Raw genomic sequence first — 16,427 nt, 5'->3', positions numbered from 1 at the left:
CTATAACTTGGAGAAAGTAGCCCATGCCAAGTGCGGCACTAGCCTTAAACACATCAAAACTGGGTGAAGCCCACCACCATTATGTCCCCTGTTAGCGTCAAAACCAGTCGATCAACCCGAGCCTTGGAATCGGGAGAAGCCAAGCTATGGGTCGTGTTGGTAGGGGTTAATCATTATGCTGATGCACAACTATCGAACCTGGCCTATCCAGCTTTAGACTGTCAGGGATTGGGGGATGCCCTGACGACTGCCACAGCGGCGTTTCCGCAAAAATCCATTGTTTTGCATCACGATCATCCTCAGGCATCCGGCACCTTACCTGACCTAGCGAGCATTCGTACGAGCCTTCAGAAAAGTGTCGAGCAGGCCCAACCGCAAGACACCCTTCTATTTTATTTTTCAGGGCATGGCGTCGTTGATCCGCCGACTCAGCAAACCTATTTATGCCTCGCTGATACCCAAAAGGAACAGCTACTGCAGACGGGACTTCCGGTGCAGGAATTACTCACGACCCTGGCCAATAGTGCTGCTCGTCAGCAATTGGTGTGGCTGGATGCTTGCCATAGCGGCGGTATAAGTATGCAGCTGGGGAGTAAAGATGAAACCCCAGACCCATTACCCAATCCAATCCCCCAACTGATGGCCCTGTTACGACAGCGGGCGGCCCAGAGTAAGGGGTTTTATGCGCTTCTATCCTGTGATCAGAACCAACAGTCCTGGGAGTTTCCCGAGCTGGAACATGGGGTGTTTACCTATTACCTGATTCAAGGATTGCTGGGCGAGGCTGCCGACAATGACGGAGTGATTGAAGCCGATGCCCTCTATAAGTACGTCTACTACCAGACCCTACGCTATATCGATAAGGTCAACCAGCAGCTGCGCCTGATCAACCAGCAAAAGCGAGGCCGGGGCGAAACCCAGCTCGATGCCGAATATCCCCAACAGACGCCGAAGCGGATTGTGGAAGGGGTGGGGGAATTGGTACTGGGGCTACAGCCGGAGCTGCCTGTCCATGCTTATCCTCGGCAGGCCCTGATGGTGGCAGGATTGGCAGATAATCCCACAGCGTTGGCATTTGGAAAAGTGTTGCGCGGGGCGGGGGCCTTTGAGCTGACCTATTTCCCCCAGGCGGAGCAAACCTGGCAAGACGTGCGAGAGGCCATTCAAACCTGTTTGCAAATTGCGGATCCAGCTCAGCCTACCCCCACGACGGTGACAACCGCACTCCTCTACTTGCGGGGCAAAACGGAACAGACGGAAACGGGCGAGGCTCATCTGGTGTTGCCGGAAGGGGTGGCGATTAGTCGGTCCTGGTTGCGGCAGATGCTGCGACGGTCGCCTTTGGCCCAGCAAATTGTGATTCTGGACTGTCCTGGGGATACAGATCTGCTGGATTGGATTGAAGATTTACAGACCCATTATCAGGGCCAGTGTCTGTTAGCCGCAGCAGCTCCCGCCGATCAGCCGGAACAGTTTGCAGACGTTTTGTATGAGACCCTAACGCAAGCCAATCCCCAAGAGGGAATGCCTGTGGCTAGCTGGATTGCTCAGCTCCAGATGCAGCTAGCAGGGAGTGAGATACAGCTGCAGACCTGGCTATCTGGGGTGCAGGGCGTGATTGAAGTATTGCCCGGTGGGATGGGGGCGCGCAGTACTACCTCAGATTTTGACTTAGGGATTTGTCCTTATATGGGGCTGCGGGCCTTTGGCCCCGATGATGCACCGTTTTTCTTTGGACGGGAAGCCTTGACCCAGCAACTGATTGAGGCGGTGCGAGATCAATCTTTTCTAGCCGTTGTGGGCGCTTCCGGCAGCGGTAAATCCTCAGTGGTGCAGGCAGGGTTGATGGCCCAACTGCAGCAGGGGCAGCATATTCCAGACAGTGACCAATGGTGGGTACGGAGCCTCCGACCAGGAGCCAAACCTTTACAAGCCTTAGTGGAACGGTTAATCGAGAGTGGGACGGCCAAAGAGCAGCAATATCAGCGATTGCAGTTAGAAGGAATGCTCTATCAGGGAACTGAGGGATTTGTGTATTGGTTGCGATCGCACCCCCAATCCACCATCGTCCTCGTAATCGATCAGTTCGAAGAGTTATTTACCCTCGCGGCTCCTGAAGATCGTCAGCAGTTCTTGGACCTGATGTTTGGAGCCATAGACCATGCAGGCGATCGCTTTAAGCTGATCATCACTCTACGCAGCGATTTTATTGCGCCCTGTTTGGAATACCCCGCCTTAGCCCAGCGGTTGCCAGAGTCCAATATTCTGGTGCCCCCTGCTCTGACAACGGACAGCTATCGCCAAGTCATTCTCAATCCAGCAGAGCAAGTGGGTCTAGCAGTTGAGCCTGAGCTAGTGGAGGTCTTGCTGGAAGAATTGAGCAATCTCGCGGGGGACTTGCCGCTGCTGGAATTTGTTTTAGAGCAGCTCTGGGAACAGCGCCAGCCGGGAGTATTGACTCTTGCAATTTATCAGCAGCAGATTGGTGGCTTAAAGGGGGCGTTAGAACGCAAAGCCCAAGCCGTGTACGACAGTTTGGATGCAGAGGCTCAAGTCTGTGCCCAGTGGATCTTTCTGGCGTTGACTCAGTTAGGGGATGGCACAGAAGATACCCGGCGGCGAATCAAAAAGTCTGACTTAATCGTGCCCAAGTATCCGGCGGAATTAGTGGAACGAACCCTGAAAGCGCTGACGGATGCCAAGTTAGTGATCGTTAGTTTAGAGGAAGATCTAGCTCCAGCAGAGATCTCAGGTAGTAAAGGTGATGAGGTACCCGAACCCTCTGAACCCGACTGGCTGGAGCGGATTAAACAGGATGTGACCGTTGAAGTGATCCATGAAATTCTGATTCGTCACTGGTCCACCTTGCGCTGGTGGTTGGAGGAAAACCGGGTTCGTCTACAAACTCAACGCCAGATCGAGCAAGCGGCGGAGGATTGGCAACAGAGTCAGCAGTCTCCCGATTTTCTGTTGCGCGGGGTGCGACTGGATGCCGCAGCTGAACTATACGTGAAGTATACAGACGAGCTATCGACGGAGGTGCAAGCCTTTGTTCAAACGGGTTTATCAGCCCAAGCACAGGAGCAGCAGCGGGCTAAACAACGGTTACGACGGGCACAGGTTGCAGTGGGGATTATTGGTCTATTGGGAGTCGTGGCGACGGGACTAGCGGGTATGGCTTTTCTTCAGCGGCAGCAGACTCAGCTCAGTGAGATTCGAGCCTTAAATGCTCTGTCGGAATCCCAGTTGCGATCGCATCAGCAACTCGAAGCACTCCTTACCAGTACCCAAGCTGCGAGACAGATGCAAAACCTCTGGGGTTGGGGCATTGATGGCCATACGTTGGGAGCAATCCGCACCCAAACCGCTCTGACGTTAGGAGATGCGATCGCAAATACCCATGAACGAAACCGTCTAGAAAGCCATACCCAACGGGTCACCTCCGTTAGCATCAGTTCATCGGGGCAGTGGATTGCGTCGGGCAGTGATGACCAAACGGTACGGATTTGGCAGGCAAGCGGCCAGCACCTCCATACCCTGGACCTTGGCGAGAAAGTCAATGACGTTGCCTTTAGTCCTGATGACCAGTCTATTGCCGTGATCACGACTCAGGGAACGGTGCAACGCTGGTCTCCCAAAACAGGGAAGCAGCTTTCCAGCTTTGCAGCTTCCCCTCAGGGAACAGGCTTAGCCTTTCATCCCCAGGGCCATCAGTTGGCAACCGCAGGGCGAGAATCCGTGATTAAACTCTGGGATGCCGGTACAGGCCAACTAGTGAAACCCCTATCTGGGCATCAGGGTTGGGTCAATGCCATTGCCCTCTCCGACAATGTGCTGGTATCTGCCAGTGAAGATAAAACCGTACGGATTTGGGATGTGGCGAAGGGGCAAACGCTCCGTACCTTGCCCAAACAGGCTACTGCAGTCACCGATATCGCCATCAGTCCAGACGGCCAGACCCTCGCTGCTTCTATGGAAGACGGCACGATTCAGTTATGGACCCTATCGGGCCAACTATTGCATACCCTCAAAACAAAGAATGTCGTCGCAACTAGCGTCGCCTTTAGCCCAGATGGCAACACCTTAGTCTCGGCCCATGCCGATCACAGCCTCCGACTATGGCAAGTTGAAACAGGTCAACTCTTGTCAACGTTGAAAGGGCATAGCGCTCCGACCCTTGATGCTGCCTTTCATCCCAACGGCAAAACCTTAGTCTCAGCCAGTGTCGATAAACAGGTTCGAGTCTGGGCCACACCATCCATTCCTGAAGACACATCACCTATCCTGGCCATGGCCGTGAGTCCAGACCAGCAGATCTTAGCCACGGCCAGTCTAGACGGGGTAATTCAGCTCTGGCGACCCGATCCACAAGTGGGCAAAGTCCCTTTCAAAACCCTCAAAAGCGAAACGCCCATATACGCCCTCCGGTTTAATGCCGATAGCCAACAGCTAGTATCCGGGCATGACTCAACCATTCAGGTGTGGGATATCCATGAGGGGACGGTGCAACGCACCCTCTCTGGCCATACGGGCAAAATTAATAGTCTCGATTTCAGTCCAAATGGCAAAACTTTGGTCTCGGGCAGTGATGACCAAACGATTCGCCTATGGGATGCCACCACGGGAAAACCTGTCAAAACCATCCAGGCCCACGATGGCTCCGTAACGAGCGTTAGCATGGGGCCACGCTATCTAGCGTCGGGCAGTGATGATGAGACGGTGAAGCTGTGGCAGCTAGACGGCACCCCAGTCAAAACTCTAACGGGTCACGGCTTGGCCGTCTCTCAAATCCAGTTCAACCCCGAGGGCAATCTGTTAGCGTCGGCGAGTTGGGACAATACGATCAAGCTGTGGCGAGACGGGACGTTAGTCCAAACCCTGACGGGCCATCAAAATGGGGTGACGAGTTTGGCATTTCTGCCTGATCAGCCGATTTTAGTCTCGGGGAGTGCGGATCAGTCGGTTAAGGTGTGGCAGGTAGATCAAGGCAGACTGATCAAAACGCTGGATGGGTTAGGCGCTGTGGCACAGATCAATTTGCTGGGTAAGCAAATATGGGTGAGCACCGGAGAGACTCTCCAGAATGCCAATCTCGATCTAGATGGTTTATTGGAGAAGGGGTGTCGCCATCTCTCTAGCTATCTCACAACGACTGCTAAGCTACTGCCTTCGCAACGGCAGTGTTCCCAATGATGTTGCTGACCCAAGGTTTGGGCACAGGACGCAATGAAAATCCACCAAGATGCGTACAACGGCGATCTGGAAAGCGTTCGGCAAGCACTGACTGAAGTACCCGATCTGGAAATCCAGGATCAAGACGGTGGGGAAGCGACTTATGGTCTTACCCCTATCCAGTGCGCTCTATCTAGCCCCATCGCTTCTCTAGAAATTGTCCTCCTCTTATTGAACAAAGGCGCACAACTGCTTTTCTCGCCCAATAACCGCAAAACGGCTCTTTTTCTAGCCATCCAGTCAGGACGAATCGAGAAAATTCAGTGGGTGTTGGAGCAAGGGGCTGATATTACTCAAGCGGATGAAGAGGGACATGACGCCCTGATCACGGCCATGTTTAGTGCGGTCGCCGTCAATGAAACGGATCTGACGGCACTGATGCAGTTTCTGATCGATCAAGGTGCTCCTCTAAATGGCGAAACCTGTTGCGGGGAATCTGTATTGTCTGAATCTTCGCGGTGTGGCTGGTTTGCAATTGTGCAGTGCCTGTTAAGGGCGGGTAGTGATGCCACTATGTTGGGCTGGACGCCGCTGATGCATGCCGTTGTCCTGGGCACTTTATCCGACATGGAAGCATTGTTGGAGACTGCTGACTTAAAGGCTGTCGATGCCTGGAAGCGCACCCCTTGGTTGCTGAGTCTGCAGGTTGGCCACTTAGACAAAGCCAAATGTCTCTTGGCAGCTGGCTCTGATCCAGAGGTCACTGGATGGTATGGCACCGTTCCCCTGATGTATGCGATCGCATCCCGAAACCGTGCTCTGGTAGCCTGGCTGATTGAGATAGGGCAAGACGTCAACGGCACAGACGACACGGGTGAACCACCTCTCTTATCCGCCGTGGAGCTAGATGATGTGGTCATCGCTCAACACCTCTTGGCAGCAGGGGCGAAGCTCACCTATGTCAGTCAAGGCATCCGCAAATCTGAGCGGCACATTATTAAAAAGGCCAAGAGCGGGGCGATGGCGAAGTTGCTTGTCACGGCAGGGGCTAAGCTACAAGATGTGAATCAAGAGGTTCGCTGCCAGTTAACCCAGGTTGATTCATCGAGGTTCTATTCCGTCTCTCCCCAAATCTATCAGACCCAGAAACACCCAACGTTTGGGGCAACGAATCCCGAGGAAATGTCTTTTCCCTTCTGGCGAGATATGGTAAAGCTGCGTTACTCAGCCTATGGGGCGCGTCACCACTATCGGGATACAGAGACAGAAGAAGCGGGTCCGGTTTGGTCATTCAATCGTTATGGTCAATCCATCACGTTGTTGCCGGATGGCAGGGTGATCGAAATTGCGGGTGAGCATGAAGATTACTACGATCCAGACTTTTATATCTACAACGATGTGGTGGTCTCGGATGGTGAAGGCGGATTCACAATTTATGGCTATCCTCGGAATGTCTTTCCCCCCACTGATTTCCATACCGCTACCCTTGTGGACGCCCAAATCTATATCATTGGCAATCTCGGCTATCCCTGGGATCGAGTGATCGATGAAACCCCGGTGTATTGCTTAAACTGCCATACATTTGTGATTACCAAGCTTGTGACTAGCGGACAGCCACCGGGCTGGATTAGTAATCATCAAGCGATGCTCACTAATAACCAGATTCATATTACGGGTGGGAATCGTTGGGTTCAGCAAGGCGATCATCTTGAGTATGTGGAGAACGATGTGGAGTTCGTTCTTGATTTGAATGAGCTGTCCTGGCAGGTGCTGGTAGGAGATGCAATGTAGTCAGGGGATGGCTTCGTTGGATACCTTCAATCTACAGATATTCAAACGCTATCCAGGTGACATTGGGAGGGGATTACCACATAAGTTAATGCAGAATAAGGCCTCTTCATCCTCCGTTTGAATGGGAAGCCCCTGTTCACGTAACCATTCAGGAACGCTAGAAATTTGATTAGAACTGAGATTCAGACTGGTCAATCCCTTGAAGTCTTGAAACACAGAAACATCAGAAAATCGCAAATCCAGACTAAAAAGCCCTGGGATATTTTGCAGAACTGAGATATCAGCAATCTGGTTGGCTCCTAAATCTAGACTGTTCAGCCTGGTGAGTCCCTGCAAAACTGAAATATCAGACAGCTGATTATGACTGACATTCAAGCTAGTTAGTCTTGTGAGATCTTGTAGGGCTGCAATATCTAAAATCTGATTAATGCTTAAATTCAGGCTGAAGAGGCCCTTGAGTTTTCTTAATGCAGCAATATCGGACAGCTGATTATCACTGACATTCAGCCGGTAGAGTCCCTCCAGGTCTTGTAACGCTGAGATATCTGTAATCTGATTGCTATGTAAATCTAAACTGATTAGTCCTTTAAGGTCTTGCAGGTGGGAGAGGTCGGTAATCTGGGTGAAACTTAAATTCAGGGTGGTGAGATCCTTGAAGTTTTGCAGTACTGCAATATCAGAGACTGGGTTGTAGCTTAAGTTCAGAGTAGCCAGTTGCTTGAGGTCCTGTAAGACTGAAATATCAGACAGCTGGTTATAGCTGAGGTTCAGACTGGTGAGTGAGTGCAGTCCCTGTAAGTCTGAGATCTCAGACATCTGATTATCACTGACATCTAGGCTCGTGAGTTGGGTTAGACCTTGTAAAACGGAATAGTCAATAATCTCATTTGAACTGACGTTCAGTTGGGTGAGCGTCGTGAGATCCTGCAAAACGGAAATGTCAGACACTTCGTTAGAGCTGATATCCAGATGGGTCAACCCTTGGAGATTTTGTAGGATGGCGATATCAGCAATCTCGTTAGCACTGACATCCAGACGTTCAAGTCCCTGGAGGGTTTGTAAGACAGAAACATCAGAAATTTGATTGGAACTTAAAGACAGGTGCGTAAGTTGTTGCAGGTCTAGCAAAACTGCAATATTCGAAATCTGATTAGACCCTAAATCTAGATGGGTGAGCTTTGGGAGATTGCGTAAAACCGAAATATCAGAAATCCAGTGGTTGTAACTGAGATCTAGATGGGTCAGGTCTTTAAGATCTTGTAGAAAGGCAAGATCGGTTGCTTCACGAACACTAACCGTTAGTTGGCGAAGTTCTTTGAGATTGAGCAACACGGAATAATCGTCTATTGCATTGGAGCGCAAATTCAGGGTGTTCAGTTTCGTCAGGTCTTTTAGTCCTGAGATATCAACAATTTTGTTTGACGCCAACCCGAGGCTAGTGAGTTGTTTAAGGTCTTGGATAAAGGAAAGATCAGCAATCTGATTGTTGCTTAAGTCGAGGTGGGTTAGGTTCTTGAGGTCCGACAAGAAGGAATAATCAGAAATATTGGTGGTTTTTAAATAAACCGTGGTGAGATTGGTGGTTGGCTGAAGATAGGAGGCAGCCGTCACGTCTTGTCCCGACAGGGCAATGGTGGAGAGTCCTGGGAGACTGGCAAATGGGACGATTTCGGGCGAGACAATATCGAATAAATACAAGGCGGAGAGATGTGGATATTGCTCGATGGATGCGTCCACTAATTCATGGCCATCCACCCCTTGCAAACTCAGCCCAACGATTTGATGTTCATCATTTAGGGCATAAGCATTGGGCTGAAGTTGCAAATGGTGATAGGTATCATCCAGACTTTGATTAAAGTCCTCAACAGACATTTGTTTGAGTCGTTTCCGAGTTGTCTGTTCCAGGGTATGGATTAAATCTGGTGCCGACATAATAAATCAAGAGAGAAACGACCCAACGACTGATTTTATTACTCTGACCCTGGTCTTGAGTAATCCGTATAGCCTTGAGCTGGATTTTGATTGCCTTTTGATGAGTTATGGTTCCTATTCATGCTCGTTCTCTCTTAATTAGCAACTTGGTCTCGAACCCATTTCTCAAAAGTGGTGAACTCTCGTGATCAACATAATCCAATAACCCGTCAAGAGCCTTAAGCTCAATCAACGGAAGTGCGATTCACGCGGGCGACCATAACCCCTATCGTACCTATCCCTGATATCACTCCAAGCCCCCAGATCTGTTTAACCTGTTCTAAAGTCCAAGAGTGAGCATCAATCCCTGGGTAATGCAAAAGCTGCACAGCACCACCTGCAGCAAATATCCAATAACTGCCAACCGCAAAGACACAAACCAGTGAAACAAAAAAGGCAATTAAGGCAGGGTGCAGGGTTTGAGGCTCTAGATAATCTTTGAAGGTCAAATTTTTCTGTAGACAACCTGTGCCCATCACTATCCAAGGTACATTGGCCCACAACAGTACGTAGAGCGTGAGTTTGGCATAGCTCAACTTCAGTTCCAGGGTTGCCATATCATTCCATCCTTGGAAATACAGCGTTAATCCATTAAAAAGTGTGACAGCGATGATAAACACCCAAAAGTAGCGCTCCAACACAATTGGTTCGCGTTCTTTTGGTACTGAGATGGTTGTTTCTGCTGGAATGGGTGGCGACAATTGACGATTGGAGATATTAGTCGCATCTCTATTCACAATCTCATTCATAGCGAACACGCTAGGGATACCATTCAGTACAGTGGTCCACACAACGCCAGAAGCCATTAAATAAATTGCGTAATTCCCAATGTTAGAAGCGATTTCATAAGCATTCTCAAAGCTATCATCATCCAGTTCAGTAATAACCAGGACTCCCAAAACACCAACTACTAAAGGAATCACAACAGTCATCGAATAGATAGGTACTGACCAGAATGATGTCTTAGCTTTTGGTGCACCATCGATATACTCAACCTTGATTGAGTCACCTAGCGGTGAGAAGAATCGTTCTCGAATAACTTCTCCTGCCTGAAATTCAACGATTACAAAGCTGTAGTCCAACCCCAAAGCATTGTCAGAATTATCGAGCTTTCGAGCACCATACCCAACTGACTCATAGTCATTACATTGAAACACTTGATAACGGTCTGGATTGTTAATGGCATGTCGCTTCACTAAAGCGCTTTTGATCAAGCTAATCAGGAGTCCGATACCCAGCTCAACGGCCATCACCATCAGAAAATCGAACAGATTGAAATGAAAATCGAGAGGCATAGTGTTGATTTGTGAGCATGCAACTGAGTGGGTGGTTTACTTCAGGCTAATTTTCAAGCCCTGTTCCTTCATCAGCAATAGCGCTTCTGCATTCCCCCGAGCATCATCCACCGGATGGTGAGTATGCGCCGTTTTCCGTAAGTGCTTGAAATTCGTGAAGGTGTCCTTGACCAGGCCCTTATACAGAGAACCAAGATTGGAAGATGTATAGCCAAAGGGATTATTGCCCAGGAAATGGTGAAAATACCAATTGATAAACTGCCAGTCAAAGCCGTTATTGTCCGAAATAAAGAACGGACGCCCCTTGCTATTCTCGGTAATCCAATCCGCAAACGCCTGCATCACCATAGCTGGTTCCTCAAAGCCAAGGACATCATCCCGACTAAAACCACTGACCGCTAATGCTTCTGGAACCCACTGTTCAGAAATCGGCTTTAACTGCCCATAAAACGTTTTTGACAACGTTGGCTCTACAATCACAGCTCCAAAACAAACCATCGAATAGTCGCCGGGGATAGGACCATCCGACTCCACGTCGACCATCACAAAACTCATAACCGTTCCAGTTCACCATAAACCTGTCCAAGATAGCCTATCCAAGTTCTACTCGCAGCCCTTCCAGGATCAGCAGGATTCAGGAAACTTTAATCTATGATTAATGAATCAAAATTGATATCAAGATATATTCAACACAGATAAAAATTCCTATAAATACCCACACCCTAGGTTGACCAAAAGCAAGGTGAGCATGAAAACATCTCAATCTTGTGCCAACAAGCTCAAAACCTTGGCGGACGCCACTCGGCTCTCAATTCTGAAGCTATTGATGAATGGCCCTCAACACGTCAATGAAATCAATGCCGTTTTGAACGTCGAGCAAAGTCTCCTGTCCCACCATTTGAAAGTGTTGCGGCAGGCCGGATTTGTGCAAGCTACTCGCGATGGCAAAGCCGTCCTTTATGCCCTGGTACCAGATGTCCAAAGTCAGGTGTCCCAAGAAGGATTGGATTTAGGTTGTTGCGAATTCTCATTTACTTCCTTTTCTATTTAGGGAATGAAAAGTGATTGATACTGAGATTTCTGCCGTCTCTTTTGGCAACATCAGCTTTTGCACTCGCCCCCTAAATCCCCCATTCTGGGGGACTTTGAGCCTATGTCTAGGTTAATGAATCTAGGCCATGAGGCCTCTAGATCTGCTGAGGTTCAACTCTGTCACAGATCCTGTGTGGGTCGAGCAGACAAATCCCCCACCAGTGGGGGATTTAGGGGGCCATCAGTGGCGTTAAGACTGTGGAGGATAGGAGGTAGAGCCGTGTTCAACTATATTTTCCGGTGTTATTAAGTTCGTTATCCTAGGTCGTTTCCCCACGACCGATTCAAACTTTTAAGCGACCCTTGAATCCAGGGGTTACCGAATTTTTATGGAGTCATTAGCAGGAACCGTTATGTCTGGTCGAGCCATCGCCGGTGCGTTTTTGGGTTTATCCCTGGGATTGCAAGCCTGTAGCAGTTTACAAGCGTCTAGCTCCGACAACGCCCCGCAAAAACTGGTGATTACTGGATCCAGTACCATTGCCCCCGTTGCCTCCGAAATCGCCAAACGCTATGAAGCCCAAAACCCCCAGGTGCGGATTGACGTACAAACAGGAGGCTCGTCTCGTGGCATTGCCGATGTGCGCCAACAGGTCGCCGATATTGGCATGGTGTCCCGCGCCGCCAAACCAGAAGACCAGGGCCTCAACTTCCATACCATCGCCAAAGATGGTGTTGTGGTGATTGTCCATCGGGATAACCCGATTCAGCGACTGACTCGTCAGCAAATTACCGATATCTATACGGACAAGCTCAACAACTGGCAGGACGCTGGCGGTAAATCCCAAGCCATTACCGTCGTCAATAAAGCTGAAGGTCGCTCCACATTAGAAGTCTTTACCAAGCACTTCCAGCTCAAGTCCTCGCAGATTAAAGCGGATGTAGTCATTGGCGATAACGAGCAAGGCATCAAAACCGTGGCAGGTAACCCGCTGGCCATTGGCTATGTATCCGTCGGCGCAGCGAAAGTGAATGTGGAACAGGGCACTCCTATTAAAGTACTGCCCCTAGAAGGAATTCAGGCGACGGCCCAAACCGTTCGAGATGGATCGTTTCCCCTATCGCGTCCCCTCAACTTAGTGACTCAAGGCCCCCTCAATCCCCAACAGCAAAAATTTATTGACTTTGCCCAATCCTCCCAGGTCAAGGATATTGTGCAGGAGCAGTCCCTTGTCCCGGTTCAAGAGTGAAGCAATCTGGAGAATTCTGTTGCAGATCCTGGCGCTCTGTTCCGGGGCCATTTTGCTGTTAGTTCTGGGCTTTCTTATCTGGGAAACGCTACCGATTCTGCGCACCATTTCTCTCAATCAATTTTGGCGAGATCCAGGTTGGCACCCTAGTGAACAGGCGTACAATCTCACTCCGATGGTGATGGGAACATTGGGAGTCACCATTGGCGCAGTATTGGTGGCAACTCCCCTAGGACTTTTATCAGCGGTATTTTGCCAATACTATGCCCCAGCAGGCGTTTCCCAACTCTATCGACGCCTAATCGAGTTACTGGCTGGCATTCCCTCTGTGGTCTATGGCTTATGGGGCCTAGTAGTTCTCGTGCCTTTAATTGCCAAAGTTCAGCCCCCCGGTTCTAGTCTCTTGGCGGGAATTTTGATTTTAGCTTTGATGATTTTGCCCACGATTGCCCTGGTTACTGATGCCAGTCTAGCCAGCTTACCCTCATCCTACTGGCGCGGGTCCGCCGCATTGGGTGTAGGAACCTGGGCCACCATCCAGGGGGTCTGTTTACCTGCTATTCGCTCTGGTATCTTAACGGCTGTGATGCTCGCCACCGCCCGCGCCCTAGGCGAAACCATGGCGGTCCTCATGGTCTGCGGAAATGTTGTCCAGGTCCCCGATTCGATCTTTGCCCCTGTCCGTACATTGACTGCCAATATTGCCTTGGAAATGGCCTATGCCCTCGATCTTCACCGTTCAGCCCTATTTGCCAGTGGACTTGTTCTCATGCTGGTGGTAACTGGGCTGGTCGTCGTCACCGATCCCTGGACGGATTCACCGGAGGGTTGAGATGGTCCGTCGTCTGGCTATCCCTATTGGTAAGGAACAAGGAGCCACCCTGGTGGTTTGGCTAGTGGCCTTGGGAATTACCGCTGTGTTTCTCTGGCTGCTCAGCAATGTGATTTGGCAAGGAGGGCAAGCCGTCAATGGTACCTTTTTAACCCAAGCTCCCGCTAAAGCTGGGCTAGAAGGCGGTATTGCTCCCATTTTGGTCTCCACAGGACTCGTCTTAGGGGTTTGTATGGGCGTATCCCTTCCCTTGGGATTAGGCACGGCTGTGTTCTTATCGGAATTCAATCCACAGCGCTCTCATCGGGTCATTCGTCTCAGCTTAGATATTTTGGCAGGGGTCCCCTCAATAGTGTTTGGCCTGTTTGGCAATGCTTTTTTCTCAAAAGTTTTAGATCTGGGATTCTCCATTTTGTCCGGGGGCCTGACCTTAGCCTGTATGGTGTTGCCCATTCTCATTCGCTCCATTCAGGTGGGACTAGTTAATGTCCCTCGCGAGTATCGCCAAGCGGCAGCAGCATTAGGATTATCTCGTTTAGGCACCCTGAAAACCCTGATTTTACCGGCAGCGCTACCGGGGATTGCCGTGGGGGTTTTGCTGGGAATTGGACGGGCCATTGCAGAAACTGCTGCCTTAATTTTCACAAGTGGTTATGTCGATCGGATGCCGACATCATTACTCGATTCTGGCCGGGTACTATCGATTCATATTTTCGACTTGGCGATGAATATCCCCGGCGGTGAACAGAATGCCTATGGGACTGCTCTAGTCCTCGTCATCTTGCTTATCCTGATTAATACTTTAGTCTCCTGGTTAGCCGAACGCTTTCGCCAATCCAAACTACAAATTCTATGACCTCTCCCACCTTGAGCCCACCATCCCTCACCGCTGATCATCACCAGCCTCCTAGCGTCCGGGTAGAACAGCTGAGTTTACGCTATGGGCGCAAGGTGGCCTTTGCCAATGTGGATGCTCAGTTTCGAGCGGGACAGATAACGGCTTTAATCGGTCCATCGGGCTGTGGCAAAACCAGCTTTTTAAGCTGTTTAAATCGCCTCCATGAACTCACACCTAAAGCTCAGCTTTTTGGTCAAGTTTATTTAAATGATTGCGATACGGCGACGATACCCCTAACGCCCCTGCGCCGCCAAGTGGGCATGCTGTTCCAAAAACCGAATCCCTTTCCCCTCTCCATTTACCGCAATTTGGCATTTCCGTTGAAAGAGCATGGGATTTGCGATCGCACCCATATCCACCACATCATCGAAACCACCCTCACGGATGTGGGCCTGTGGACAGAAGTCAAAGATCGCCTCAAAGCGCCTGCCCTTTCCCTGTCTGGAGGGCAACAGCAACGCCTCTGCCTCGCAAGAGCTTTGGCCTTAAAACCTCAAGTTCTGCTCATGGACGAGCCCTGTAGTGCCCTGGATCCCCTCTCCAGCGAAGTGATCGAAGATTTAATTGTGCGGTTAAAAGGCACTTATACGATTCTGGTTGTCACTCACAACCTCGGCCAAGCCTCCCGTATTGCCGATGATGTGGCTTTTTTCTGGGTGCAGCATGATGTGGGTCAATTGATTGAATTTGGCTCCGCTCAAGAGATTTTTACCCATCCCCAAGATCCCCTGACGGCAGCCTATGTCAGCGGTCGCCGGGGTTAATCAGTCGCTATTCAACAAGCTGTTTAAACTTGAGGCAGAAAAAGCTGGGCATCCTAAAAATAAGGAAAAACGATAAGCCTGTAAATACATTAGGCATTTCGTGATTGTTTTGCTCCACAGCTCACCCACGCCATTCTATGAATCATTCGTCAGGTCCTCATACAGTTGAGACGGTCCGCCAGGAAATTGCAAAAGAACTCAAAGGCAAAAAAATACCCCAAAGACAAACCATTGCAAAATGGTTGGAAGAATCCGGACAAGAGAGAATTAGCGATCGTATTGAAGAGCATGTTTCATATTGGAAAAATCACATAATACAAACTTCAACCTTAAATCCATATCCAAGTTACGCATTCTGTAAATTTAGCCCTACAGAATTTTCAGAGTTAAGCAAAGTTCTATGTTCAGTTTTTAACACTAGCCGGGCACAGTTAGAAACCTTTTACAATTCATGGCGCGATACATTTGACTTGCCAGATTATCCTCAGCCTCAAATGGTAAGTCGTTCTTTTTTCAGTCCTGAGGGGCAAGAGTTTTGTGAGCGGTACAACAATGCTCCAATGGTTGGATCTGACTTACCTAGCCTGATTGAACTTAATAACACATGCTCCCATAAACCAACTATTGTTATTCTTGCGCAAGATCCACTTAGAAGTCAGCAGTCAGACAAACTTGAATTAGGCACACCATTTGGCTTTCATGCTAAAGGTTGTCGAGAAAGCCATCGGGCTACAAAACTTTATTTCAAAATGGTTGATGTCTTGCTCAGAAAAGGCTACAGAGTTTACTTAACTGATATTTTTAAAATCTGGATTAGGCAAGCAGGTAAGCAGAATCGAGGTATACCACTTGGCTCAAACGCTGATCGTTTTTTAAACATACTAGAGGAAGAATTAAAAATTGGTGATCCAGTAGCGCTAATAACATGGGGGAAACAAGCAGCTAATGAAATCAAAAAACTCCCCTTAAAAGTTAATAGGTTCAATTTTCCGCATCCTAGTGGAGGAAACAGGTGTTGGTCAACTATATTAAATGGGCAACGTGCTACACATGCCAATAAAGTAAAGTATTGGCAGTCAAAAATTAAAGATTGGGAACCCAATTGGACTAATCAATAAAGTGTAAAAACATTGATATATCGATGCTAATTTTATATCTCATTGAAACGCCTAAAATGTTTCCCAAACTTATAAGTTGGATGCTTGAGTCATTTGAGTGAATGAACACTTTCACTCGCTTATGTTTTTACCATTGGAGTTAAGACGTACTGGGTTCACGCAATACGTTGGTTGAGATCGCACGCCCATCCTTCCAGATCTCTCTCACGAGAGAGTGGGCATCCTAGCAATGATCTAGATCGCCATTACAGGCTGGGCTGAGACACCCCAACTTTTCCCGCGAGTTTCTAGACTGCCAGTATCT

The 16,427-nt window shown here is 49.3% G+C and carries 11 protein-coding genes; 8 read left to right on the top strand and 3 right to left on the bottom strand.

Annotated elements, in window-relative coordinates; all coding sequences use genetic code 11:
- Nucleotides 1–81 precede the first annotated feature (81 nt).
- Together AM1_RS15835 and AM1_RS15830 are read left to right on the top strand one after the other, a co-directional pair.
- Nucleotides 82–5,193 (top strand): nSTAND1 domain-containing NTPase, encoded by a 5,112-nt coding sequence (locus AM1_RS15835; protein WP_012163883.1) that lies wholly within the window; start codon nucleotides 82–84, stop codon nucleotides 5,191–5,193.
- A 33-nt stretch (nucleotides 5,194–5,226) separates the two neighbouring features.
- Entirely contained in the window at nucleotides 5,227–6,963 is a 1,737-nt protein-coding gene (locus AM1_RS15830; protein WP_012163882.1) for an ankyrin repeat domain-containing protein, read from the top strand.
- 48 nt (nucleotides 6,964–7,011) lie between these two features.
- On the opposite strand, the gene AM1_RS15825 is transcribed toward AM1_RS15830, so the two are convergent.
- The 3 genes from AM1_RS15825 to AM1_RS15815 all read right to left on the bottom strand — a co-directional run bounded on the left by AM1_RS15825 (nucleotide 7,012) and on the right by AM1_RS15815 (nucleotide 10,784).
- On the bottom strand, nucleotides 7,012–8,895 hold the full coding sequence (locus tag AM1_RS15825) for a leucine-rich repeat domain-containing protein (RefSeq protein WP_012163881.1): 1,884 nt from the start codon (nucleotides 8,893–8,895) through the stop codon (nucleotides 7,012–7,014).
- Nucleotides 8,896–9,119: 224 nt separating this feature from the next.
- Complete coding sequence (locus tag AM1_RS15820; RefSeq protein WP_012163880.1) at nucleotides 9,120–10,229, bottom strand: hypothetical protein; 1,110 nt, start codon at nucleotides 10,227–10,229, stop codon at nucleotides 9,120–9,122.
- A gap of 36 nt (nucleotides 10,230–10,265) precedes the next feature.
- Nucleotides 10,266–10,784 carry a 3'-5' exonuclease gene (locus AM1_RS15815; RefSeq protein WP_012163879.1) on the bottom strand — a complete coding sequence of 173 codons (519 nt, stop codon included), beginning with the start codon at nucleotides 10,782–10,784 and terminating at the stop codon, nucleotides 10,266–10,268.
- 193 nt (nucleotides 10,785–10,977) lie between these two features.
- Here AM1_RS15815 and AM1_RS15810 point away from each other — a divergent pair, with 193 nt between their 5' ends.
- The 6 genes from AM1_RS15810 (at nucleotide 10,978) to AM1_RS15785 (ending at nucleotide 16,123) form a co-directional block, all read left to right on the top strand.
- Entirely contained in the window at nucleotides 10,978–11,280 is a 303-nt protein-coding gene (locus AM1_RS15810) for an ArsR/SmtB family transcription factor (RefSeq protein WP_012163878.1), read from the top strand.
- A gap of 370 nt (nucleotides 11,281–11,650) precedes the next feature.
- Nucleotides 11,651–12,511, top strand: coding sequence for a phosphate ABC transporter substrate-binding protein (locus tag AM1_RS15805; RefSeq protein WP_083776719.1), 861 nt, complete (start codon nucleotides 11,651–11,653; stop codon nucleotides 12,509–12,511).
- The gene (gene pstC / locus AM1_RS15800; protein ID WP_012163876.1) at nucleotides 12,492–13,343 is read left to right on the top strand and encodes a phosphate ABC transporter permease subunit PstC; all 852 of its coding nucleotides are present in this window, start codon (nucleotides 12,492–12,494) and stop codon (nucleotides 13,341–13,343) included. Before AM1_RS15805 ends, pstC begins: the two co-directional genes overlap by 20 nt.
- A gap of 1 nt (nucleotide 13,344) precedes the next feature.
- A complete protein-coding gene (gene pstA, locus AM1_RS15795; protein ID WP_012163875.1) occupies nucleotides 13,345–14,199 on the top strand; it encodes a phosphate ABC transporter permease PstA in 855 nt (284 codons plus the stop codon).
- A complete protein-coding gene (locus AM1_RS15790) occupies nucleotides 14,196–15,005 on the top strand; it encodes a phosphate ABC transporter ATP-binding protein (RefSeq protein ID WP_012163874.1) in 810 nt (269 codons plus the stop codon). Before pstA ends, AM1_RS15790 begins: the two co-directional genes overlap by 4 nt.
- Nucleotides 15,006–15,142: 137 nt before the next feature.
- Nucleotides 15,143–16,123 carry a uracil-DNA glycosylase family protein gene (locus AM1_RS15785; RefSeq protein WP_012163873.1) on the top strand — a complete coding sequence of 327 codons (981 nt, stop codon included), beginning with the start codon at nucleotides 15,143–15,145 and terminating at the stop codon, nucleotides 16,121–16,123.
- Nucleotides 16,124–16,427 lie beyond the last annotated feature (304 nt).

Origin of the sequence: Acaryochloris marina MBIC11017 (assembly GCF_000018105.1) — a bacterium.
GTDB lineage: Bacteria > Cyanobacteriota > Cyanobacteriia > Thermosynechococcales > Thermosynechococcaceae > Acaryochloris > Acaryochloris marina.
This window is presented reverse-complemented; position numbering and strand designations above follow the sequence as displayed.

Coding starts and splice junctions, on each gene's coding strand:
- AM1_RS15835 (WP_012163883.1), top strand. CDS start 82: ATGTCCCCTGTTAGCGTCAAAACCAGTCGATCAACCCGAGCCTTGGAA.
- AM1_RS15830 (WP_012163882.1), top strand. CDS start 5,227: ATGAAAATCCACCAAGATGCGTACAACGGCGATCTGGAAAGCGTTCGG.
- AM1_RS15825 (WP_012163881.1), bottom strand. CDS start 8,895: ATGTCGGCACCAGATTTAATCCATACCCTGGAACAGACAACTCGGAAA.
- AM1_RS15820 (WP_012163880.1), bottom strand. CDS start 10,229: ATGCCTCTCGATTTTCATTTCAATCTGTTCGATTTTCTGATGGTGATG.
- AM1_RS15815 (WP_012163879.1), bottom strand. CDS start 10,784: ATGAGTTTTGTGATGGTCGACGTGGAGTCGGATGGTCCTATCCCCGGC.
- AM1_RS15810 (WP_012163878.1), top strand. CDS start 10,978: ATGAAAACATCTCAATCTTGTGCCAACAAGCTCAAAACCTTGGCGGAC.
- AM1_RS15805 (WP_083776719.1), top strand. CDS start 11,651: ATGGAGTCATTAGCAGGAACCGTTATGTCTGGTCGAGCCATCGCCGGT.
- pstA (WP_012163875.1), top strand. CDS start 13,345: ATGGTCCGTCGTCTGGCTATCCCTATTGGTAAGGAACAAGGAGCCACC.
- AM1_RS15790 (WP_012163874.1), top strand. CDS start 14,196: ATGACCTCTCCCACCTTGAGCCCACCATCCCTCACCGCTGATCATCAC.
- AM1_RS15785 (WP_012163873.1), top strand. CDS start 15,143: ATGAATCATTCGTCAGGTCCTCATACAGTTGAGACGGTCCGCCAGGAA.